The sequence below is a fragment of the Staphylococcus sp. 11-B-312 genome, from assembly GCF_016743055.1.
Taxonomy (GTDB): Bacteria; Bacillota; Bacilli; order Staphylococcales; family Staphylococcaceae; genus Staphylococcus; species Staphylococcus ureilyticus.
Genome location: NZ_CP068241.1, coordinates 1,737,548 through 1,759,642, shown reverse-complemented (window position 1 = coordinate 1,759,642; position 22,095 = coordinate 1,737,548). Strand labels below are relative to the sequence as shown.

The window sequence follows — 22,095 nt, the reverse complement described above, 5'->3', positions numbered from 1 at the left end:
AGTGTATTAAAATATTAATATATAGATAATCTGATTATATAAAAATTTTCCATTAGTAATATTGTGAATTTTGTTAAATAGCGAAGAACTGATGTGACTCTATGAATCAATGATGCTAACCTATTGATAAGTATAACATTTGAATTGTCTGCTATTTTGTATTTTAGGTCTTGGAAAATGATTTTGAAAACGCAGCTATGCTACAATAAAAGACAAGTAAATATATAAGGATGAACAAGATATGGAGAAACCAATTGGAGTTATTGACTCTGGCGTTGGAGGTTTAACAGTTGCTAAAGAAATCATGCGCCAATTACCAAATGAAACCATTTATTATTTAGGAGATATAAAACGCTGTCCATATGGACCAAGAGAAGCTTCTGAGGTAAGACAATTTACTACAGAATTAGCTGAAAAACTCATGACGTTTGATATCAAGATGTTAGTGATTGCATGTAATACTGCAACGGCAGTGGCATTAAAACATTTACAAAACTTATTGGCAATACCTGTTATTGGCGTTATTGAACCAGGTGCTAGAACAGCGATTATGACAACAAAAAATCAGAATGTTTTAATATTAGGTACAGAAGGTACGATTAAATCAGAGGCATATCGACATCACATTAAACAAATAAATCCAAATGTAGAAGTATCTGGTGTGGCATGCCCAGGCTTTGTGCCTCTCGTAGAACAAATGAGATACAAGGATCCAACGATTACGAGTATCGTTATACATCAAACGTTAAAACAGTGGAGAAATAGCAAAGCAGATACAGTTATTTTAGGATGTACACATTATCCTTTACTTTATCAGCCGATTAATGATTATTTTCACGGAGAAAAAGTAGTTATTTCATCTGGACTAGAAACAGCCAGAGAAGTGAGTGCATTATTAACATTCAGTAATGAACACGCAGGTTATAAGAAACAGCCCGCACATAAATTTTTTGCGACAGGAGAAACAGAACATATCGAACGTATTATTGAAGAATGGTTAAATATGAAAGCAACAGTTGAAAAAATAGAAGTTTAAAGTGAGGCGTAAAAAATGGAAGATATTGTTATTGCATCAAATAATAAAGGGAAAATAAATGATTTTAGAGTTATTTTCCCTGATCATAATGTTATAGGCATTTCAGAACTCATCGAAGATTTTGACGTTGAGGAAACAGGTGACACGTTTGAAGAAAATGCAAGACTAAAATCTGAAGCAGCTGCAGAAGCATTAAATAAGCGTGTTATTGCTGATGATAGTGGATTGGAAGTTTTTGCTTTAAATGGAGAGCCAGGTATATATTCAGCGCGTTATGCTGGAGAAACAAAAGATGATAATGCAAATATTGAAAAACTCCTAACTCAGTTAGGTGATGAAACAGACCGTAGTGCACAATTTGTTTGTGTTATTAGCATGAGCGCACCGGGTGAAGATACAGTACAATTTAAAGGAACTGTACAAGGAGAAATCACACTAAATAAAATTGGTGAACATGGCTTTGGATATGATCCTATCTTTTTTGTAGAAGACAAAAATAAAACAATGGCTCAGCTAACTGCAGAAGAAAAAGGACAAATTAGTCATAGAGGTAAAGCAATAGAACAGCTACAAGAATATCTAGAAGGTGATCAATAATGTCGAAATGGATTATAGTTAGTGACAATCATACTGAACAAGGTGTGCTATTTGATATTATAAATCAGCATGAGGATATAGATGCTGCCATTCACTTAGGTGACTCTGAATTCGCTTATGATGATAGTGAACTCAGTTACTTTTATAGAGTAAAAGGGAATACTGATTTTTATCCTGAGTTTCCAAATGAGCAAACAATCGATATAAATGGTATTAAGGCATTTTTAACTCACGGTCATTTATATCAAGTGAATCGTACAAGAATGCCTTTAGCGGAACAAGCAAAAGCAGCAGACTGTAAATTTGCTTTTTATGGTCATACACATGTTGCTAAACATGAAACAATAAATGGTGTGCATGTCATAAATCCAGGTAGTATTTCACAGTCGAGAAGTAATATTGAAGAAACATATGTTGAATTGCTTATTGATGATACGAGATTAGAAGCAACTTTAAATTTCCGTAATCGAAATCATGAAATCATCAGTAGTGAAAATTTTGTAATCTAAATAGGTGGGGTGAATCTACGTCTAGAAATGATTGAATCGTAGGTTCATCTTCGTATTACTGTAAAGCGTTGAATGTAAGAAATATTTTACATTTCAGTGTTGTAAAAATAGTGCTCACGTTAATGGATTGTACTATTTAAAGAATTTAAATAAATTAGCAATATTATGATAAAAAGTTTACAATAGTGAAAAATCATATTTATTTTTAAGGGATAGAGTATTGCTTTATCAGTGTAAATTAGATATAATTATTCTTGTGTTCAAAAGATAATGTCCTGGTAGCTCAGCTGGATAGAGCAATGGCCTTCTAAGCCATCGGTCGGGGGTTCGAATCCCTCCCAGGACGCTATAACCCGTTGCTATGACAACGTTTCAATCGTGCAGGTGTCAAATATGTGTCAAGAGAAAATTTCTCTGACACGTTGGCCCTGCTCTTTTTTATGTTCATCAAGTAAATGTGTATAAACATCTCCCAGGACGCTAATAACGTAAAATACATAATAAATTATGTGTTTACTGACTAGATCGCTAATATTTTAGCGGTCTTTTTTCGTTTTTTTACATGCGCAGTGAACAACATATACTGTTAATTTATGGCTTAATAAAGTTAAACTGCTAATTGCAAAATAGGGTTACTTATGAAATTTGTTATTGAATCAAGTAAATTATACTCAAAATATATGAAAGTTATGTCAGAAAGTAATGCTTTAGCTAGTAAATTTAAACGCGGCTTTGATCATATAGTTATGGCATAACAATTATTATTATATATTGTTGTAATCATTTAAATTTATTAGTTGCTTAAATTGTATATAGACGATTAAGACAATAAATATGTTTTAGGCTAATGCTAAGTGGTATTGAATATATAACTATAAGGTAATATAATTTAATGATTATTTGCGTTTGCGCTACTTCAATTTAAAGTGGCGCTTTTTTGGTGTTTGTATCGAAGCAATAAATGCATGTATAAACTGTCAAATAAAAATATTGAGAAATACCACAACAAATATAATCATCGTTAAAGCATTTGTTAATTTTATTTATATATAAATTTTATAAATAAATTCTATTTTGTAAATTGTATGACATGGAATTGCGTAAAATACAGTTGGGCATTCAAAACTGTAAACCAATGTATCTTTTGCTACAGTTTTTACTACTATTTAACGAAGTATGAAATAAATCACAAATTTATATGCAAATGTCTTATAGTTATAGATAACAAACGATACTTAATTAAATAATAAATTAACAGTATCGTTTAAAACATAAAAAACAGTCATAAGCATTTATCTTATAATAAGGAGTGTTTATAATGGAAGGTTTATTTAATGCAATCAAAGATACAGTACAAGCTGGCATAGCAGGAGACGGTGCTAAATTAGGTACAAGTATCGTAAGTATCGTAGAAAACGGAGTAGGTTTAGCAAGTAAATTATTTGGATTCTAATATAAATATATAAATAATAAAGGAGAAATAAATTATGACTAAATTAGCAGAAGCAATTGCAAACACAGTAGAAGCAGCAAAATCAGGTAATGGTTCAGAATTAGGTACAAGTATTGTAGATATCGTTTCAAGTGGTGCAGGTTTACTAGGAAAACTTTTCGGATTTTAAAAAATAGCAGATTATTTATTCTAAATAATATAATGAGGAGTGTTTATAATGGAAGGTTTATTTAATGCAATTAAAGATACAGTACAAGCTGGCATAGCAGGAGACGGTGCTAAATTAGGCACTAGTATTGTAGATATCGTAGAAAATGGTGTAGGTTTAGCAAGTAAATTATTCGGATTTTAATTTGAATTCCTATGACGGACTGGCCAAGGTAATAACCTTGGCCTTTTTTGTTTGCTAATATTTGAAATATGGTATGATGAAATAAAATTCGACTATGTTTATACATTAACGATGACATAATTAATTGACTTTATTAAGTGAATTCATTAAGGGGTTAGAAAATACTATGAATAAAAGATGTTTGCTTATCGATTTTGACGATACAATTGTAGATTTTCATGATGCTGAAGCATATGCATTTCATCAACTTACAAAAAAATATAATTTAGAGACAGATCAAAATGATTTAAATCAATTTATAACTGTAAACCAAGCACATTGGGAAGCGTTTCAACAAAATCAATTAACAAAAACTGAAGTGTTAAGTAAAAGGTTTGAAGTGTATTTTGATTTACATCAAATCAATGTGAATGGGCAAGAAGCGGATGTAATCTTTCGGGATGAACTCGCAAATGCCCCAATAAAGTATTTTATGAATACGGTGGAAACATTGAGCATGCTCAAAAACACTCACGATCTATATATTGTTACCAATGGAGTTTTGGAAACACAACAAAGACGTATAGCAAAAACAGAAATGGGAGATTGGTTTAAAGGTGTGTTTGTATCTGAGCAAACTGGATATCAAAAACCTATGCCAGAGTTTTTTGATTTTGTTTTTAATAAAATCGGTCATGACAAAAGAGCTCATGCAATGATTGTTGGTGATTCAATAACATCAGATATTTTAGGTGGAAAAAATGCGTCAATAAAAACATGTTGGTTTAATCCAAGAAATAAAATAAATGATACAGAAATTAATCCAGATTATACTATCGAATCGCTTGATCAATTGTTAGATATAGCAAAATAAAAGAAGCGTGAATTATAATCAGAAAAATTGATTGTAATTCACGCTTCATATTATGTTAATGATAATTTAAGAAATGAAAAAGTTTACTTTATAAAAAACATATACTATATATTAAAAATGCGTGTATCATTATTTAGTGGTATTGGACAGGAAAATCATGGTGTCCAAATAAGTATATCGTGACCGTCTTTATTTTGTTGTTCGATATCTTTAAAGCCATGTTTAATGAAGAAATTTTTTGATTGATTACGAGCAATGACTTTAATAGGTTGACCTTGTTCCTTAGCAAAATCTAGCAGTGCTTCGCCGTAACCACGACCTTGGAAATCACGTAAAACTTCTAATTTCCATAAAATATTATAATCATCAAAATCTGAGAAGTATACTTCTTCAACTTCTCCTTTACGGTATAAAGCCATACGAGCACCTAACCTATCACCGACATATATGCCATAAAATGGTGAGTCCGAACTAGCGTCTATCATTTCACCGCGTAATTCATCTACTAAATATAAATCTTCATTTCCGAAGTTCCTAAAATCTTCAAATAATTCATCTGTTTTGTAATTAATATCTAGTCGTTTAACATTACTCACTTTAGCTTCCCCCTTTGCTTTATTACTAACTATTATACCTTATTTTATTGGATATTTCACAAAAATGAATGCTTAAAACATTTTATGTAAAATCAATATTAATTTGTGCTTTGTTTTAATATATTTAAAGGTACTGATCGTATGTATAAGCATTGGATTACAATGTTGAAAGAGAGTAAGTATATTTTCTAATAAATTTATAAGCCGTAAAATTGTCAATGTTGAATATAAACTTTATACTAAATAGGAATAGAGTAACGTAAGGAGAATTACGAATGGATTGTATGACAACGAAACTTAATGAAAAAGATCAATTTATAGCGAATATTAAAAATAGTGATTCAACTTTAGCTAAGTATTATCATCTTGATGCAATGGATGAACAAAATTATAAAAAAAGACTACTTTCAGAAAATAACGGAAGAGAAGCGTCTCTAGCCAAAATCATTGAAGCATATATGGATGATTTAACATTAGATTATCAACAAAATAAAAATTTAAAAGCGCTTAGTAAAGGTGCGAAAGTTGTAATCGGTGGTCAACAAGCTGGTTTGTTTGGTGGACCTTTATATACGTTTCATAAAATATTTTCGATTATTACATTAAGTGAAAAACTATCGAAAGATTACGATACACATGTTGTCCCTGTTTTTTGGATTGCAGGTGAAGATCATGATTTTGATGAAGTAAATCATACTTATGTTTTTAATGAACATACGGCAACGTTACAAAAAATAAAATATAGTACTATGACGCCTCCAGAATCTAGTGTTTCAAAGTATACGCCAGATAAAGAAGCGTTACATAAAGCATTAAATGAATTTTTCAAAGAATTAAAAGAAACTGAGGCTTCTCCAAAACTACTAAACATGTGTAGAAAGATTATCGATAACTATGATGGTTGGACTGACATGTTTAAAGCGTTATTACACGAAGTTTTCAAACATTACGGATTATTACTGATAGATGCAAATGATAAAGCATTGCGCCGTTTAGAAAAGCCAATGTTCAAGGACATTATTAAAAATCATAATTTAGTTGACGATGCCTTTAGGCAAACACAGGCTCAAACTATCACTGACGGTTTAGATCAAATGATACAGACAGAGACGAATGTACATTTGTTTATGGATGATGGTGGTGTAAGACAACTATTAACTTTTGAAAATGGACGTTTCTATTTAAATAAATCAGAGAAATCGTTTTCGGAACAAGAACTTCTTAATATGGTAGAAACAGACCCAGAAAAATTTTCTAATAATGTCGTTACGAGACCAGTAATGGAAGAATGGCTATTTAATACAGTAGCATTCATAGGCGGCCCTAGTGAAATTAAATATTGGACAGAATTAAGTGAAGTTTTTCGAACATTACAAGTAGATATGCCTATCGTTTTACCACGATTAAGGATTACGTATTTAAATACCAGAATAGAAAAATTAGTAGCACAATATCGATTGAATTGTAATAATATCATTGAAAAAGGAATTGAAGCAGATAAAACAAAGTTTATTAGATCTAAAGCTTCGCAATCTTTTATAGAACAGATTGAAGCTTTAAAAGAACAGCAAAATGATTTGTTTCAATCTCTTCAGGCAGAAGTTAAAGACAATCATGATAATAAGGTATTGTTGAACAAAAATAACGAAATTCACCAAAAGCAATTTGATTATTTAATAAAACGGTATTTATTGAATGTTGAAAGAGAAAATGACATTAGCATGAAACATTTTGAGCTCATAAGTCAAACACTCCATCCAATGGGTGGATTACAAGAAAGAATTTGGAATCCACTTCAAATTATGAATGATTTTGGGATAGATGTGTTTAGTCCCTCCACTTATCCACCACTTTCATACACATTTGATCATATATTGATAAAACCTTAGAGTATCAAGGGAAGCACCCGGTTCATTTAAAAGATGAATCGGGTGTTTTTTTCTATGTTTCAAGAAATTTTGGTGAAATTTGTATAATTAGTGGAGGATAGTGGTGAGATGTGGTAAATTATATATATAAGAAGGTGAGGTGATTATAAATGTTCATGGGTGAATACGAGCATCAATTGGATACTAAGGGACGTATGATTGTTCCGTCCAAATTTCGTTATGACCTAAATGAGCGTTTTATAATTACCCGTGGCCTTGATAAATGCTTATTTGGTTACACTTTAGAAGAATGGCAAGTAATTGAAGAGAAAATGAAAACCTTACCAATGACAAAAAAAGATGCGCGTAAATTCATGCGTATGTTCTTTTCAGGTGCTGTTGAAGTGGAATTAGATAAGCAAGGGCGTATAAATATTCCTCAAAATTTGAGGAAATATGCCAATTTGAGTAAGGAATGTACGGTAATAGGTGTCTCAAACCGTATTGAAATTTGGGATAGAGAAACTTGGAATGATTTTTATGATGAATCAGAAGATAGTTTTGAAGATATTGCCGAAGACTTAATTGACTTTGATTTTTAAATGGAGGCGTTAAATTGTTTCATCATGTCAGCGTTATGCTAAAAGAAACTATAGATTATTTAGATATTAAAGAAGATGGCATATATGTCGACTGTACATTAGGTGGAGCAGGCCATGCCCTCTATTTATTAAATCAAATTGGAGACGAAGGTAGACTTATTGCAATTGATCAAGATACAACAGCACTTGAAAATGCAAAAGAAGTATTGAAAGACCATATACATAAAGTTACCTTCGTCCATAGCAACTTTAGAAAATTAACTGAAATTTTAGATGATTTAAATATTGAAAAAGTAGATGGCATTTATTATGACTTGGGTGTGTCTAGCCCCCAATTAGACGTACCTGAAAGAGGTTTTAGTTATCATAATGATGCGAAATTAGATATGCGTATGGATCAAACCCAATCATTATCAGCGTATGAAGTAGTTAATGATTGGTCATTTGAAAAATTAGTGAGAATTTTTCATCGTTATGGCGAAGAAAAATTTTCGAAACAAATTGCTAGACGAATAGAACAAAATAGAGCACAAAAGCCAATTGAAACAACTTTAGAACTGGTGGATGTTATTAAAGAAGGAATACCTGCTAAGGCAAGACGAAAAGGCGGGCATCCTGCTAAAAGGATTTTCCAAGCAATTAGAATTGCAGTTAATGATGAATTGTCTGCATTTGAAAATTCATTAGAACAAGCAATCGAGCTTGTGAAAGTGAACGGAAGAATATCTGTGATTACGTTCCACTCGTTAGAAGATCGCCTTTGTAAACAAATGTTCCAAGAATATGAAAAAGGCCCCGAAGTGCCAAGAGGCTTACCAGTTATTCCAGAAGCTTATACACCAAAATTGAAAAGAGTTAATCGAAAACCAATTATTGCTACAGATGAAGATTTAGAAAAAAATAATCGAGCGCGTAGTGCCAAGTTACGTATAGCTGAAATACTAAAATAAGGAGTGATTTTTGAGTGGCAGTAGAGAAGATATACCAACCGTATAGTGGAGCAGAACAACAAATACCACAAACGCAACCGTCGCCTCATCCCCAGAGTCAACCCCAGACAGTTAAGCGTAAAGTAATTGTCAAGCTAACTAAGTTTGAAAAGATGTTATACATAGGACTTATAACAGTGATTGCTTTAATAAGTATTTATATGCTATCTTTAAAAATGGATGCGTATGAAACTCGAGAAAAAATTGCAGATTTAGATACAAAAATTGAAAAACAATCTAGTGAAAACAGCGCAATAAAATCTGAAATTAAAAAGAACTCCTCATATGAACGCATTTACGATAAGGCCAAAAAAGATGGAATGAGCCTTAAGAACGATAATGTAAAGGTAGTGCGTAATAATGGCGAAGCGAAGAATTAAATTAAAAAAACCGAAGTTTTCAATTAAAAAAAGTAAAATAGGGGCAGTCCTACTCATTCTTGGATTTGGACTGCTCTTTTTTACGTTGGTTTTAAGATACTCATATATTATGTTGACAGGACACTCTTCTGGTGAAGATTTAATTATGAAAGCGAACGAAAAATACTTAGTAAATAGTCAGCAGCAACCAGAACGAGGTAAGATTTATGACAGAAATGGCAAAGTGTTAGCGGAAGATGTGGAACGGTATAAAGTTGTGGCAGTTGTTGATAAAAAAGCAAGCGAAGGCAGCGATAAACCTAAGCATGTAAAAGACAAAAAAGAAACTGCAAAAAAACTTGCGACAGTGATTGATATGTCAGCAAAAGAAATTGAGAAAAAACTAGATAATAAAAAAGCCTTTCAAGTTGAATTTGGTCAAAAAGGCACAGATTTAACGTATCAAGAGAAAGAAAAAATTGAAAAAATGAAACTTCCTGGTGTGACGTTATATCCAGAAACTGAAAGATTTTATCCTAATGGAAACTTTGCATCTCACTTGATAGGTATAGCTCAAAAAGATCCAGATAGTGGAGAATTAAAAGGTGCTTTAGGTGTTGAAAAAATATTTGATAGCTATCTTTCAGGACAAAAAGGTGCTTTATCGTATATTCATGATATTTGGGGGTATATTGCACCAAACACCAAAAAAGAAAAAGTGCCTAAACGTGGAGATGACGTACATTTAACACTTGATTCAAATATACAGGTTTTCGTTGAAGAAGCGTTAGATGGCATGGTTGAACATTATAAGCCAAAAGATTTGTTTGCCGTAGTGATGGATGCGAAAACAGGAGAAATCTTGGCATTTAGTCAAAGACCAACTTTTAATCCAGAAACTGGTAAAGATTTTGGGAAAAAATGGGCAAATGATTTATATCAAAACACATATGAACCAGGGTCAACTTTTAAATCTTATGGTCTAGCGGCAGCAATTCAAGAAGGCAAATTTAAACCTGATAAAAAATATACTGCTGAACCTAGAGAAGTAATGGGCTCTAAAATATCTGACTGGAATAAAGTAGGTTGGGGAAAAATCTCAATGTCTACTGGTTTCACGTATTCTTCAAACACTTTAATGATGCACTTACAAGATTTAGTTGGCTCAGATAAGATGAAAGAATGGTATGAAAAATTTGGTTTTGGTAAATCTACTAAGAGTATGTTTGATGGTGAATCTACGGGCGGTATAGCTTGGGATAATGAAGCACAGCAAAAAACATCCTCATTTGGTCAATCTACAACTGTAACACCAGTTCAAATGTTAAGAGCGCAATCCGCTTTTAATAATGAAGGTAAAATGCTGCAACCATGGTTTGTAGATAGCGTGAGCAATCCTGTTACTGATGATACTTTTTATAAGGGTAAAAAAGAGTTTGCAGGAAAACCAATTACGAAAGACACTGCTAAGAAAGTGCGTACTGAATTAGACAAAGTTGTAAACAGTGAAGATAGTCATGCTAAAAACTATCAAATTGATGGTTATGACGTAGCAGGTAAAACAGGTACAGCACAAGTTGCTGACTCTGATAATGGTGGTTATGTTCAAGGGGAAAATCCATACTTTGTAAGTTTTATTGGTGATGCACCTAAAGATGATCCAGAAGTAATAGTGTATGCTGGTATGAGTTTAGCACAAAAAAATGACCAAGAAGCTTATGAAATGGGTGTAAGTAAAGCGTTTAAACCTATTATGGAAAACACATTGAAATACTTAAACGTAGGAGATAAAAACTCTAAAGATAAATCTGATGTGAAGTATAGTAAAGTGCCAGATGTTCAAGGTCAGGAAACGCAAAAAGCACAAGATAAGGTGAATGGTAAGTCTCTCGAACCAATTGTCATAGGAAGTGGAGATAAAGTTGTTAAACAATCAGTATCACCAGATAAAGAAGTGCTACCGAATAGTAAGGTATTATTACTGACAGATGGGGATATAACTATGCCAGACATGACAGGTTGGACAAAAGAAGAAGTGATTGCTTTTGAAACCTTGACGCAAACAAAAGTAACTACAAAAGGTAGTGGCTTCGTTTCTAATCAATCTGTTAGTAAAGGACAAAAAGTTGATAAAAAAGATAAAGTAGAAGTGACGTTATCTGCAGAAGCGGTTAATGGTGAGGCTTCGACGACATCATCCAAAGAAAAAGAATCGTCCAAAGATGATTCTAATAAAAAAGATGATAATAACTCAGATTCAAACAGTGACAAACAAAGTGAATAAAAATTTATTGTATTTCTGACGTCACTGGTAAAACATGTTAAAATGTATCATTTGAAAATTGATGCGAGGTAGTAATTTAAATGTTGAATACAAAATATAATTTTGAAATTTGAAACATACTTACTGCCTCGTTACATATGATTTATAAGTTGCACTTAGCATTAACGATATCAATCCAATTTAATATTAAAGGAGCATAATATGGTTTATTTACTAGCGATCATTGCACTACTAATAACATTTATATTAGTCCCTGTATTGATACCAACACTAAAGCGAATGAAATTTGGACAAAGTATAAGAGAAGAAGGCCCTCAAAGCCATATGAAAAAAACAGGTACACCGACGATGGGAGGATTAACTTTCCTACTTAGTATCATTGTCACATCAATATTAGCTATTATTTTTATGGATAATGCAAATCCGATTATATTGTTGTTGTTTGTGACGATTGGTTTTGGATTAATTGGTTTTATTGATGACTATATCATTGTTGTTAAAAAGAACAATCAAGGATTAACGAGTAAACAAAAATTCCTTGCTCAAATCGCTATTGCAGTTGTTTTCTTCATATTAAGCCAAGTGTTTAATCTAACAGACTTTTCAACGGGAATTCATATTCCATTTACAGGTTTAGAAGTACCATTATCAATTGCATATGTAATTTTCATTGTATTTTGGCAGGTTGGTTTTTCTAATGCGGTCAATTTAACAGATGGATTAGATGGACTTTCTACTGGGCTTTCTATTATTGGATTTATTATGTATGCGCTTATGGCATATATCCAAGGCGCAAATTCTATTGGCTTGTTTTGTATTATCATGATTTTCGCATTACTTGGATTCTTACCTTTTAATTTAAATCCCGCTAAGGTATTTATGGGAGATACAGGTAGTTTAGCTCTAGGCGGTATTTTTGCTACAATTTCAATTATGCTAAATCAAGAATTATCACTTATTTTTATCGGTTTTGTATTTGTAGCTGAAACATTATCAGTTATGATTCAAGTCACATCATATAAGCTTACAGGAAAAAGAGTTTTCAAAATGTCACCACTACATCACCACTTTGAGCTAGTAGGTTGGAATGAGAGAAAAGTTGTTACTGTATTTTGGACAGTTGGTATTATTTCAGGTCTTATTGGCTTATGGATTGGAGTGAATTAAATTGCTGAAATATACAGGTTTAGAAAATAAAAATGTATTAGTAATAGGATTAGCAAAAAGTGGGTATGAAGCTGCGAAATTGTTACAAAAACTTGGTGCAAATGTCGTTGTTAACGATGGCAAAGATTTAAGCCAAGATGCACATGCAATCGATTTAGAAAATATGGGTGTCAAAGTTGTTGGTGGAGCGCATCCATTTTCCTTACTTGATAATGAACCCCTCATTTTTAAAAATCCAGGTATTCCATACACGGTTCCGTTAATTCAAGAAGCGGAACGTCGAGGATTACACATACTTACTGAAGTAGAACTAAGTTATTTAGTTTCCAAAGCGCCCATTATTGGCGTGACTGGAACAAATGGAAAAACAACGGTCACTTCTTTAATAGGTGATATGTTTAAAAAAAGTAGAATTACTGGTAAATTATCTGGCAATATAGGTTATGTAGCTTCAAAAGTGGCACAAGAAGTAGAAGAAGAGGATTACCTTATAACTGAACTCTCTTCATTTCAATTACTAGGTATCGATCAATATAAGCCGCATATATCGATTATTACAAATATTTATTCTGCACATTTGGATTATCATGAGAATTTAGAGAATTATCAAAATGCAAAAAAACAAATATATAAAAATCAAACTGAAGAGGATTATTTAATATGTAATTATCATCAACGTCACCTGATTGAATCAGAATCCTTAAAAGCAAAAGTGTATTACTTTTCTACACAACAAGAGGTTGATGGTATATACGTAAAAGATGGTTATATTACATTTAAAGGTTTCCGACTTATTCATAAAGATGACTTAGTATTACCTGGTGAACACAATTTAGAAAATATACTCGCAGCTGTGTTAGCGGCACTGTTAGCAGGGGTTTCAGTAAGAGCCATAATAGATAGTTTGACAACTTTTTCTGGTATAGAGCATAGACTTCAATATGTAGGTTCAAACAAAACCAATAAATATTATAATGATTCTAAGGCTACCAATACTTTAGCGACACAGTTTGCTCTAAATTCATTTGAGCAACCCATTATTTGGTTGTGTGGTGGTTTAGACAGAGGCAATGGATTTGATGAATTGATTCCATATATGAATAACGTCAGAGTGATGGTGACCTTTGGTGAGACGCAAGAAAAATTTGTGAAATTAGGTGAGAATCAAGGTAAATATGTAATAAAGGCCACAGATGTAGAAGACGCAGTCGATAAAGTACAATCAGTTATTGAGCCTAATGACGTTGTATTATTATCACCAGCTTGTGCAAGTTGGGATCAATACAATACATTTGAAGAGCGCGGAAATAAGTTTATTAAGAGCTTCCAAGCGCACTTACCTTCACTTTAAAGGTTGTGAAATAAATGTCAGATAAAGTTAGTGAATTTGATTCTGAATATTTAAAAGAGAAACGTGCAAAACGACGTAAAAAACAAAAACAAATCCAATACGCAATCTTCGGTATTTTGCTATTTATTATTTTACTGATTCTTATTTATATGTTCACGCCATTGAGTAAAATCAACTCGGTGACAATTGAAGGTAATGACAATGTATCTAAAGCTTCTATAAAAAAAGCGATAGATGTAAAAGATGACTCTAGAATGTATACCTATAGTACTTCATCAGCTGTTAATAATTTAAAAAAGAATAAATTAATAAAGCATGCAGAAGTAACTAAAGTATTGCCGAATAAGGTGAAGGTTAAAGTGACAGAAAGCCAAATCGTTGGTTTAGTTAAAAAGAAAGATCATTATGTACCGATTCTTGAAGATGGAACAGAATTAGAAAATTATGAAGAAAGTAATGTAACAGATGACGGTCCCGTCCTTGAAGGATTCAAAAAAGAGAAAAAAGAAAAAATAATACAAGAATTAGCAAAAATGCCTACAAAAGTGCGTAGCATGATCGCCGAAGTGCAATATGACCCGCAAGAAAATTTACAAAACCAAATCAAGTTATATACGACAGATGAGATTCAAATTGTGGGTAATTTGAATACTATTGCAAATAAAATGAAGTATTATCCTCAAATGTCACAGTCGTTAGAACGTGATGAATCAGGAAGCTTAAAAAAATCAGGCTACATTGATTTGTCTGTTGGTGCTTCTTTTATTCCTTATAGTGGTGGAAGTACTACTAAATCAACAAGTGATCAAAATGTTGACAAAGGAAACACAGAAGAAGATAAGGCGAAAGACGAGTTACAAAGTGCCTTAAATAAGATAAATAAAGAATCAGACAAAAATAATTAAAAAATTTAGACAAATACATGTGTTTATAGTTCACAAGCGTCAAAACGTATTGTAAACTGTTAATAGTGTGAACATGAATAAGTTATTGTCAGGAGGTGCCTATCTATGGAAGAGCATTATTATGTAAGTATAGATATCGGTTCGTCAAGTGTTAAAGCGATAGTGGGCGAAAAATTTCACAATGGAATAAATGTGATAGGTACAGGACAGACCTACACAAGTGGTATAAAAAATGGTCTTATTGATGATTTCGACATCGCAAAACAAGCGGTTAAAGATACAATCAAAAAAGCCTCTATTGCATCAGGCGTCGATGTTAAAGAAGTATTTTTAAAACTTCCAATTATCGGAACTGAGGTATTTGATGAGTCAAATGAAATTGAATTTTATGAAGATACTGAACTAGATGGTACACACATTGAGCGTGTACTTGAAGGTATTCGTGAAAAAAATGATGTACCCGAAACAGAAATAATAAACGCTTTCCCAATTAAATTTGTTGTGGATGGCGATAATGAAGTGTCAGATCCTAAAGAACTCATTGCAAGACATAGTTTGAAAGTTGAAGCTGGTGTTATTGCGATTCAAAAATCAATTTTAATAAACATGATTAAATGTGTAGAATCTTGTGGTGTAGATGTATTGGATGTATACTCTGATGCATATAATTATGGCTCAGTACTTTCGGCAACTGAGAAAGAACTTGGCGCATGCATTATTGACATTGGTGAGGATATAACACAATTGGCATTTTACGAAAGAGGAGAGCTTGTAGATGCTGATGCTATAGAAATGGCTGGTAGAGATATAACGGAAGATATTGCAAAAGGTTTAAATACTTCTTATGAAACGGCTGAAAAAATCAAACATCAATATGGTCACGCTTTCTTTGATTCAGCGTCGGATCATGATGTGTTTACTATTGATCAAATAAATAGCGAAGAAGAAGCACAATTTACTCAAAAAGATTTGGCAGATGTGATAGAAGCACGTGTGGAAGATATATTCTTTAATGTGTTTGATGTATTACAAGAGTTAGGTCTTACAAAAGTAAATGGTGGTTTCGTTGTAACAGGTGGTTCGGCCAATTTACTAGGCGTTAAAGAATTGCTGCAAGACATGGTAAGTGAAAAAGTAAGAATTCATACGCCATCCCAAATGGGTATAAGAAAACCAGAGTTTTCTTCAGCGATTTCAACGATTTCTAGTAGCATTACTTTCGACGAATTACTAGATTATGTTACAATAAATAATCATGACAGTGAAGAATTTGAAGAAGAAGTCATAGAATCAAATGATCGAGAAAATAGTACGAAGTCAAGCGGATTTGATTGGTTCAAAAAGAAATCAAACAAACAAGAAGAGCCACATACATCAACTTCTGATATAGAAGAACCAGAAGCGTCTGAGGCATACGAACATGAAGACAACATAGAACAAGAAGAAGAAAGTAAACCTCAAGACAAAGAAGAAAGTAAGTTCAAGAAACTTATGAAATCTCTATTCGATTGATTGGCCACTAAAACTAGGAGGAAATTTAAATGTTAGAATTTGAACAAGGATTTAATCATTTAGCGACGTTAAAAGTCATCGGTGTAGGGGGCGGCGGAAATAACGCTGTTAACCGAATGATTGATCATGGTATGAATAATGTTGAATTTATTTCAATCAATACGGATGGACAAGCTTTAAACTTATCTAAAGCTGAGTCTAAAATCCAAATTGGTGAAAAATTAACACGTGGTTTAGGCGCTGGTGCAAACCCTGAAATTGGTAAAAAAGCTGCCGAAGAATCTCGTGAGCAAATTGAAGATGCAATCCAAGGTGCTGATATGGTATTCGTAACAGCAGGAATGGGCGGCGGTACTGGTACAGGTGCTGCTCCAGTTGTAGCAAAAATTGCAAAAGAAATGGGAGCGTTAACAGTTGGTGTTGTTACACGTCCATTCGGGTTTGAAGGCCGTAAGCGTCAAACACAAGCAGCTGCTGGTGTAGAATCAATGAAAGCTGCTGTTGATACATTAATCGTCATCCCTAACGACCGTTTATTAGATATTGTTGATAAGTCAACACCAATGATGGAAGCATTTAAAGAAGCAGACAATGTATTACGTCAAGGTGTTCAAGGTATTTCAGACTTAATCGCTGTTTCAGGTGAAGTTAACCTTGACTTTGCAGACGTTAAAACAATTATGTCTAACCAAGGTTCTGCATTAATGGGTATCGGTGTATCTTCTGGTGAAAACCGTGCTGTAGAAGCTGCTAAAAAAGCTATTTCTTCTCCATTATTAGAAACTTCTATTGTAGGTGCACAAGGTGTGCTAATGAACATTACTGGTGGAGAGTCATTATCATTATTTGAAGCACAAGAAGCAGCAGACATTGTTCAAGATGCAGCTGATGAAGATGTTAATATGATTTTCGGTACTGTGATTAACCCAGAATTACAAGATGAAATCGTAGTAACAGTCATTGCTACTGGATTTGAAGATAAACCTTCATCTCAAGGTCGCAAAGCTTCAAATACTGGATTTGGCAACAGTGCATCATCTGGAAGTACAACTGCAAAAGAAGATTCATTCTCTTCTAGTGCATCACAAACGACAGACAGTGCAAATGAAGGTAGAACACATACTACAAATGAAGATGATATTCCTAGCTTTATCAGAAATCGTGAAGAAAGACGTTCTAGAAGAACTAGACGTTAATCTCGAATGGACTTCTTCTTCTGTTAGTTTTTCATAATAATTAATAATAATTTAGACAATATAAAATATATAAATGTCATCAGGTCCAAAGATCTGATGACTTTTTTGAATTTAGAAGTTGGCATATCATTTGTTGTGAACTACATTATTATGTAGAAAAATATAGTTTTCAATTATTTAGAATCTCCCGAATGTCTTTAGATAGTTTATAAATGTTGAATAGCTGGAGGTTTATAGCATGCAAGAGAAATTTATCAAAGATCGTCATATTTTAAAATATGACGATAATCAATTAAAGAATGTGAAATTGGGTATAACAACAAGAGAAGAAGGATACAGCCATTACCCGAAAGATGCATTTAATATGGCTAGATACATTAATGATGATCAAGATAATGTAACGAGGCACCAAGCGTTACTTGCTTCTGTAATTCAGTTTCCGAGAAATCAATGGGTTTTCCCGATTCAAACACATGAAAATAAGGTAGTTGAAATTACAAACAAAGATAAAGGTACTAATATTGATAGTCTTTCTAATGCATTACATGGTATAGATGGTATGTATACATTTGAAAATGACATTTTATTAACTATGTGTTATGCAGATTGTGTACCAATTTATTTTTATAGCGAAAAACATCACTTTGTAGGCTTAGCTCATGCAGGTTGGCGTGGCACAGTAGGTCAAATTGTCAATCAAATGTTAAAATGTATACCATTTGATTGGAACGACTTAAGCGTTGTTATTGGACCAGCAACTGCAAATTCATATGAAATTAATGATGATATTAAAAGCAAGTTTGAGCAATTACCTATAGATGCTCATCAATATATCGAAACAAGAGGTGACAATCGTCATGGCATAGACCTAAAAAAGGCGAATGCTATGTTGTTAGAGTATGATGGTGTTCCGAAAAATAATATTTATATAACGAATTATGCGACATCGGAAGATTTAAATTTGTTCTTTTCATATAGAGTAGAGAAAGGCGATACAGGTCGTATGTTAGCTTATATTGGTCAATAACTAAGAGGTGTATAAAAATTGGATGTACAACAAAGTTTAGCGCAAATAAATGAACAATTGAAAATACATTGCGAAAAAGGTAATATTACAACAGTCCCGCACGTGATAGCAGTGACAAAATATGTTACAATAGAGCGAGCTAATGATGCTTATCAAGCAGGTATTAGACATTTTGGTGAGAATCGTTTAGAAGGTTTTCAACAAAAGAAAGCAGCTTTACCAGACGATGTAGTCATGCATTTTATCGGTTCTTTACAAACAAGAAAAGTTAAAGAGGTCATTAACGATATCGACTATTTTCACGCTTTAGATCGTCTGAAATTAGCAAAAGAGATTAATAAAAGAGCTGAACATAAAGTGAAATGTTTTGTTCAAGTCAACGTTTCTGGAGAAACGTCAAAACAAGGTATCGCTTTAGATGAGGTAGATACGTTTATTAAGGATTTAGAGCAATATGAAAACATAGAAATAATTGGTCTTATGACGATGGCACCTTATACGGATGATGAACCGTATATTAAAGATTTATTCAAATCATTAAGAGCAAAGAGAGATGAAATTAAAGCGCTCAATTTAAATTATGCACCATGCACAGAATTGTCAATGGGAATGAGTAATGATTACCATTTAGCAGACGAAGAAGGTGCATCATTTGTGAGAATTGGGACTAAACTTGTAGGAAAAGAGGAGTGAGCCCCGTGGCTTTAAAAGATTTATTTAGTGGTTTTTTCGTAGTTGAAGAGGAAGACGATGATTTACAAGCGCCACCTGAAGAAGAACAAGATAGACAACAAGCGCAGTCTCAAACAAATTATAATAATCAACAAAATGACAATACAGAAAGACAACGCATACAGTCCGTACCCAAAAAACAACCAACAAGATTACAACAATCAACCGGGGAAAGGAAGTATCAAATGAATAACAGTGCACCTAAAAATAATACTAGGAACGTTGTGAACATGAATAATCAAGATCAAAACAATTATGGTTTTACGCAAGAAAGTTCTAAAATGTGTTTATTTGAACCACGCGTCTTTTCAGATACTCAAGACATTGCGGACGAATTAAAAAATCGCAGAGCAACTTTAGTGAACTTACAACGTATTGATAAAGTATCTGCAAAAAGAATTATCGATTTTCTAAGTGGTACCGTTTATGCAATTGGTGGAGACATTCAACGTGTAGGTTCTGACATATTCTTATGTACGCCAGATAATGTTGAAGTTGCAGGAAGCATAACAGACCAAATCGAAAATATGGAATACCAAGGTGAATAGAGGTAAACATTCATGGATATAGGTTTATTAGCAAATATATTTCAATTTATTTTATTCTTGGTTCAAATTTATTACTTTGGGATGATTGTATATTTCTTTATGTCATGGCTTCCAGGCGCACGTGAAAATAAATTCGGTCAATTTTTATCAAAATTGTATGAACCGTTTTTAGAACCATTCCGTAAAATTATTCCACCTATTGGCATGATTGATATTTCATCCATTGTTGCAATAATTGTACTTGTATTATTCCAAACTGGTTTAAAAATATTTTTAATTTAATTTTAAATTATTTAGTGTAAGTTTTGTATTGAGGATAAATGATATTTGAATAAATTATAAAATAAATGTTAAGCACCTAACGTTAAAAACGAGAGGTGCTTTAACTTATATTTGGAGTGAAATCACATCGATATTTATCAACATTTTAGAAAAGAAGAACATGAATTAATCGATCAACTCATCGATAAGTGTTATCGTGCCAACGACCAGTTTGCACCTGTATTAACTTCCTTTTTAGATCCCAGAGGCCAATATATATTAAATGTTGTAGTTGGTAGTTTTCAAGATTTAGAAGTTACTTTTTATGGTGGGCCATATGCTGAGAGACAAAGAGCCATCATAGCACCAGATTACTTTCAACCTGAGGTGGAAGATTTTGAAATCATTCTTTTTGAAATCGATTATCCTCAAAAATTTGTCACACTTCAACACCAACATGTCTTGGGCACAATTATGTCATTGGGAATCGAAAGAGACCAATTAGGTGATATTGTTGTAGATAATCGCATACAATTTACTTTGACAAAGCAATTAGAATCATATATTATATTGGAATTAAATAAAATTAAAGGCGCGACAGTTAAACTAAATGCGCTACCAATAAAAGATATGATACAATCAGTAGAGAACTGGCACTCATCCGAAACAACCGTATCTGGTTTACGATTAGATGTCGTTCTAAAAGAAATGATTCGTAAATCTCGTTCCATTAGCAAACAGTTAATCGAAAAGAAACGTGTTAAAGTTAATCATACGATTATTGATTCTGCAGATTTCCAACTGGATAAAGGAGACTTACTATCTATTCAAGGTTATGGCAGAGCAATGATTACTGATATTGGTGGAAAAACAAAAAAAGATAAAGTACGAATTTCCTACAAAACTTTATTTAAATAAGTTATACTTATAAAGTGTAGAACAACCGAATTTTAACGACTAAAATAAGCAATGATACCATATAAGATGAAATTTTATTTATGATATTTAATGAAATTACAAAATAGTGTATGATAGAAGGAGGATAATGACGCATGGCTTTTACACCAAGTGAAATAAAAAACAAATCCTTTACTCGTGTGAAAACGGGTTTTGAACCAACTGAAGTTGAAAGTTATCTAGAACAGCTCAGTAATGAAATTGAACGTTTAAAAGAAGATAAAGCACAACTAGAAAAAGTTGTCGAAGATAAAGAAACAAATATTCAATCTTATAAAGATGTGCATCAATCTGTGAGCGATGCATTAGTTCAAGCGAAACAAGCTGGAGAAGAGACGAAAGCAGCAGCCAATAAAGATGCAGAGGCAACAATTGCTAAAGCAAAAAGCGAAGCAGATCGTATTGTCAATGATGCAGTTGAAAAAGCTCGTCGTCTTTCTTTCCAAACAGAAGATATGAAACGCCAATCTAAAATATTTAGATCTCGTTTCCGTATGTTAGTAGAAGCACAGTTAGATTTACTTAAAAATGATGATTGGGATTATTTATTAAATTATGACCTTGATTCTGAACAAGTAACACAAGAGAATATTAATCATTTAAATGAAAATGAATTAACTGAAGAAGAAAAAGCGATGAAAGCAAAAGCTGAAGCAGATAGTACGGCAGAGGCGGATGCAGAAGCAACAGATAACAGCGGTTCAACAGATAATGAGAATAATAAACAATAAACAGCAGACGCGTAAGAAACAGTCGATATATTCAAGCGAGTTAGGGATAGTGTGAGCCTAATATATATTTGTTTCTTATATCACTGTAGTTTTAACTGAATAACATGCAATGAGAGAACTCTAAGTTGAGTTAATCAGGGTGGTAACGCGGTATATATCGTCCCTGTTAATTGAACTTAGAGTTCTTTTTATTGTTAAATACTAATCAAG

Annotated in this window: 23 protein-coding genes, 1 tRNA gene and 1 pseudogene; 24 read left to right on the top strand and 1 reads right to left on the bottom strand. The window is 32.7% G+C overall.

The features are described from left to right. The first annotated feature begins 241 nt into the window (after nt 1-241). The 8 genes from racE to JG554_RS08340 all read left to right on the top strand — a co-directional run bounded on the left by racE (nt 242) and on the right by JG554_RS08340 (nt 4,800). On the top strand, nt 242-1,036 hold the full coding sequence (racE, locus tag JG554_RS08375; protein ID WP_046207831.1) for a glutamate racemase: 795 nt from the start codon (nt 242-244) through the stop codon (nt 1,034-1,036). A 15-nt stretch (nt 1,037-1,051) separates the two neighbouring features. After that, nucleotides 1,052-1,633 carry an XTP/dITP diphosphatase gene (locus tag JG554_RS08370; RefSeq protein ID WP_070037973.1) on the top strand — a complete coding sequence of 194 codons (582 nt, stop codon included), beginning with the start codon at nt 1,052-1,054 and terminating at the stop codon, nt 1,631-1,633. Further along, nucleotides 1,633-2,142 (top strand): YfcE family phosphodiesterase, encoded by a 510-nt coding sequence (locus tag JG554_RS08365; protein ID WP_107360189.1) that lies wholly within the window; start codon nt 1,633-1,635, stop codon nt 2,140-2,142. Before JG554_RS08370 ends, JG554_RS08365 begins: the two co-directional genes overlap by 1 nt. A 272-nt stretch (nt 2,143-2,414) precedes the next feature. Further along, nucleotides 2,415-2,488, top strand: a tRNA-Arg gene (locus tag JG554_RS08360). 972 nt (nt 2,489-3,460) lie between these two features. Next, on the top strand, nt 3,461-3,595 hold the full coding sequence (locus tag JG554_RS08355; RefSeq protein ID WP_019469301.1) for a beta-class phenol-soluble modulin: 135 nt from the start codon (nt 3,461-3,463) through the stop codon (nt 3,593-3,595). Between the two features lie 34 nt (nt 3,596-3,629). After that, nucleotides 3,630-3,764: a beta-class phenol-soluble modulin gene (locus JG554_RS08350; protein WP_046208718.1), complete on the top strand. Its 135-nt coding sequence runs from the start codon at nt 3,630-3,632 to the stop codon at nt 3,762-3,764. Nucleotides 3,765-3,812: 48 nt separating this feature from the next. After that, nucleotides 3,813-3,947: a beta-class phenol-soluble modulin gene (locus JG554_RS08345; protein ID WP_019469303.1), complete on the top strand. Its 135-nt coding sequence runs from the start codon at nt 3,813-3,815 to the stop codon at nt 3,945-3,947. Between the two features lie 166 nt (nt 3,948-4,113). Next, nucleotides 4,114-4,800: a YjjG family noncanonical pyrimidine nucleotidase gene (locus tag JG554_RS08340; protein WP_046208717.1), complete on the top strand. Its 687-nt coding sequence runs from the start codon at nt 4,114-4,116 to the stop codon at nt 4,798-4,800. Nucleotides 4,801-4,955: 155 nt separating this feature from the next. Here the strand turns inward: JG554_RS08340 and JG554_RS08335 are convergent, their stop codons facing one another. Beyond that, nucleotides 4,956-5,396 (bottom strand): N-acetyltransferase, encoded by a 441-nt coding sequence (locus JG554_RS08335; RefSeq protein ID WP_046208716.1) that lies wholly within the window; start codon nt 5,394-5,396, stop codon nt 4,956-4,958. Between the two features lie 275 nt (nt 5,397-5,671). On the opposite strand from JG554_RS08335, the gene bshC reads away from it, so the two are divergent. The 16 genes and pseudogenes from bshC to JG554_RS08255 all read left to right on the top strand — a co-directional run bounded on the left by bshC (nt 5,672) and on the right by JG554_RS08255 (nt 21,885). Continuing rightward, nucleotides 5,672-7,285 (top strand): bacillithiol biosynthesis cysteine-adding enzyme BshC, encoded by a 1,614-nt coding sequence (gene bshC, locus JG554_RS08330; protein WP_046208715.1) that lies wholly within the window; start codon nt 5,672-5,674, stop codon nt 7,283-7,285. 149 nt (nt 7,286-7,434) lie between these two features. Then, nucleotides 7,435-7,866: a division/cell wall cluster transcriptional repressor MraZ gene (mraZ, locus tag JG554_RS08325; RefSeq protein WP_046208714.1), complete on the top strand. Its 432-nt coding sequence runs from the start codon at nt 7,435-7,437 to the stop codon at nt 7,864-7,866. A gap of 14 nt (nt 7,867-7,880) precedes the next feature. Continuing rightward, a complete protein-coding gene (rsmH, locus tag JG554_RS08320) occupies nt 7,881-8,816 on the top strand; it encodes a 16S rRNA (cytosine(1402)-N(4))-methyltransferase RsmH (RefSeq protein WP_046208713.1) in 936 nt (311 codons plus the stop codon). Between the two features lie 14 nt (nt 8,817-8,830). Then, entirely contained in the window at nt 8,831-9,235 is a 405-nt protein-coding gene (gene ftsL / locus JG554_RS08315) for a cell division protein FtsL (protein WP_046208712.1), read from the top strand. Continuing rightward, a complete protein-coding gene (locus JG554_RS08310) occupies nt 9,216-11,498 on the top strand; it encodes a penicillin-binding protein (RefSeq protein ID WP_046208711.1) in 2,283 nt (760 codons plus the stop codon). Before ftsL ends, JG554_RS08310 begins: the two co-directional genes overlap by 20 nt. Before the next feature lie 201 nt (nt 11,499-11,699). After that, nucleotides 11,700-12,665: a phospho-N-acetylmuramoyl-pentapeptide-transferase gene (gene mraY, locus JG554_RS08305; RefSeq protein WP_046208710.1), complete on the top strand. Its 966-nt coding sequence runs from the start codon at nt 11,700-11,702 to the stop codon at nt 12,663-12,665. Nucleotide 12,666: 1 nt separating this feature from the next. Beyond that, nucleotides 12,667-14,016: a UDP-N-acetylmuramoyl-L-alanine--D-glutamate ligase gene (gene murD, locus JG554_RS08300; protein WP_064209076.1), complete on the top strand. Its 1,350-nt coding sequence runs from the start codon at nt 12,667-12,669 to the stop codon at nt 14,014-14,016. A 14-nt stretch (nt 14,017-14,030) separates the two neighbouring features. Then, the gene (locus tag JG554_RS08295; RefSeq protein WP_107360190.1) at nt 14,031-14,921 is read left to right on the top strand and encodes a cell division protein FtsQ/DivIB; all 891 of its coding nucleotides are present in this window, start codon (nt 14,031-14,033) and stop codon (nt 14,919-14,921) included. Nucleotides 14,922-15,026: 105 nt separating this feature from the next. Then, nucleotides 15,027-16,433 (top strand): cell division protein FtsA, encoded by a 1,407-nt coding sequence (ftsA, locus tag JG554_RS08290; RefSeq protein WP_070658378.1) that lies wholly within the window; start codon nt 15,027-15,029, stop codon nt 16,431-16,433. Nucleotides 16,434-16,462: 29 nt separating this feature from the next. Further along, nucleotides 16,463-17,629 carry a cell division protein FtsZ gene (gene ftsZ / locus JG554_RS08285; protein WP_046208707.1) on the top strand — a complete coding sequence of 389 codons (1,167 nt, stop codon included), beginning with the start codon at nt 16,463-16,465 and terminating at the stop codon, nt 17,627-17,629. A gap of 238 nt (nt 17,630-17,867) precedes the next feature. Continuing rightward, nucleotides 17,868-18,656, top strand: a complete 789-nt coding sequence (gene pgeF, locus JG554_RS08280) for a peptidoglycan editing factor PgeF (protein WP_070658380.1) — start codon at nt 17,868-17,870, stop codon at nt 18,654-18,656. 18 nt (nt 18,657-18,674) lie between these two features. Further along, on the top strand, nt 18,675-19,349 hold the full coding sequence (locus tag JG554_RS08275; RefSeq protein WP_203265228.1) for a YggS family pyridoxal phosphate-dependent enzyme: 675 nt from the start codon (nt 18,675-18,677) through the stop codon (nt 19,347-19,349). Between the two features lie 5 nt (nt 19,350-19,354). Then, complete coding sequence (locus JG554_RS08270; protein WP_046208704.1) at nt 19,355-19,936, top strand: cell division protein SepF; 582 nt, start codon at nt 19,355-19,357, stop codon at nt 19,934-19,936. A 12-nt stretch (nt 19,937-19,948) separates the two neighbouring features. Further along, nucleotides 19,949-20,238 (top strand): annotated as a pseudogene (locus tag JG554_RS08265) (YggT family protein). A 106-nt stretch (nt 20,239-20,344) separates the two neighbouring features. After that, nucleotides 20,345-21,115, top strand: coding sequence for a YlmH family RNA-binding protein (locus tag JG554_RS08260; RefSeq protein WP_046208702.1), 771 nt, complete (start codon nt 20,345-20,347; stop codon nt 21,113-21,115). Nucleotides 21,116-21,249: 134 nt separating this feature from the next. After that, nucleotides 21,250-21,885 (top strand): DivIVA domain-containing protein, encoded by a 636-nt coding sequence (locus JG554_RS08255; protein WP_046208701.1) that lies wholly within the window; start codon nt 21,250-21,252, stop codon nt 21,883-21,885. Nucleotides 21,886-22,095 lie beyond the last annotated feature (210 nt).

Coding starts and splice junctions, on each gene's coding strand:
- racE (WP_046207831.1), top strand. CDS start 242: ATGGAGAAACCAATTGGAGTTATTGACTCTGGCGTTGGAGGTTTAACA.
- JG554_RS08370 (WP_070037973.1), top strand. CDS start 1,052: ATGGAAGATATTGTTATTGCATCAAATAATAAAGGGAAAATAAATGAT.
- JG554_RS08365 (WP_107360189.1), top strand. CDS start 1,633: ATGTCGAAATGGATTATAGTTAGTGACAATCATACTGAACAAGGTGTG.
- JG554_RS08355 (WP_019469301.1), top strand. CDS start 3,461: ATGGAAGGTTTATTTAATGCAATCAAAGATACAGTACAAGCTGGCATA.
- JG554_RS08350 (WP_046208718.1), top strand. CDS start 3,630: ATGACTAAATTAGCAGAAGCAATTGCAAACACAGTAGAAGCAGCAAAA.
- JG554_RS08345 (WP_019469303.1), top strand. CDS start 3,813: ATGGAAGGTTTATTTAATGCAATTAAAGATACAGTACAAGCTGGCATA.
- JG554_RS08340 (WP_046208717.1), top strand. CDS start 4,114: ATGAATAAAAGATGTTTGCTTATCGATTTTGACGATACAATTGTAGAT.
- bshC (WP_046208715.1), top strand. CDS start 5,672: ATGGATTGTATGACAACGAAACTTAATGAAAAAGATCAATTTATAGCG.
- mraZ (WP_046208714.1), top strand. CDS start 7,435: ATGTTCATGGGTGAATACGAGCATCAATTGGATACTAAGGGACGTATG.
- JG554_RS08310 (WP_046208711.1), top strand. CDS start 9,216: ATGGCGAAGCGAAGAATTAAATTAAAAAAACCGAAGTTTTCAATTAAA.
- mraY (WP_046208710.1), top strand. CDS start 11,700: ATGGTTTATTTACTAGCGATCATTGCACTACTAATAACATTTATATTA.
- JG554_RS08295 (WP_107360190.1), top strand. CDS start 14,031: ATGTCAGATAAAGTTAGTGAATTTGATTCTGAATATTTAAAAGAGAAA.
- ftsA (WP_070658378.1), top strand. CDS start 15,027: ATGGAAGAGCATTATTATGTAAGTATAGATATCGGTTCGTCAAGTGTT.
- ftsZ (WP_046208707.1), top strand. CDS start 16,463: ATGTTAGAATTTGAACAAGGATTTAATCATTTAGCGACGTTAAAAGTC.
- pgeF (WP_070658380.1), top strand. CDS start 17,868: ATGCAAGAGAAATTTATCAAAGATCGTCATATTTTAAAATATGACGAT.
- JG554_RS08255 (WP_046208701.1), top strand. CDS start 21,250: ATGGCTTTTACACCAAGTGAAATAAAAAACAAATCCTTTACTCGTGTG.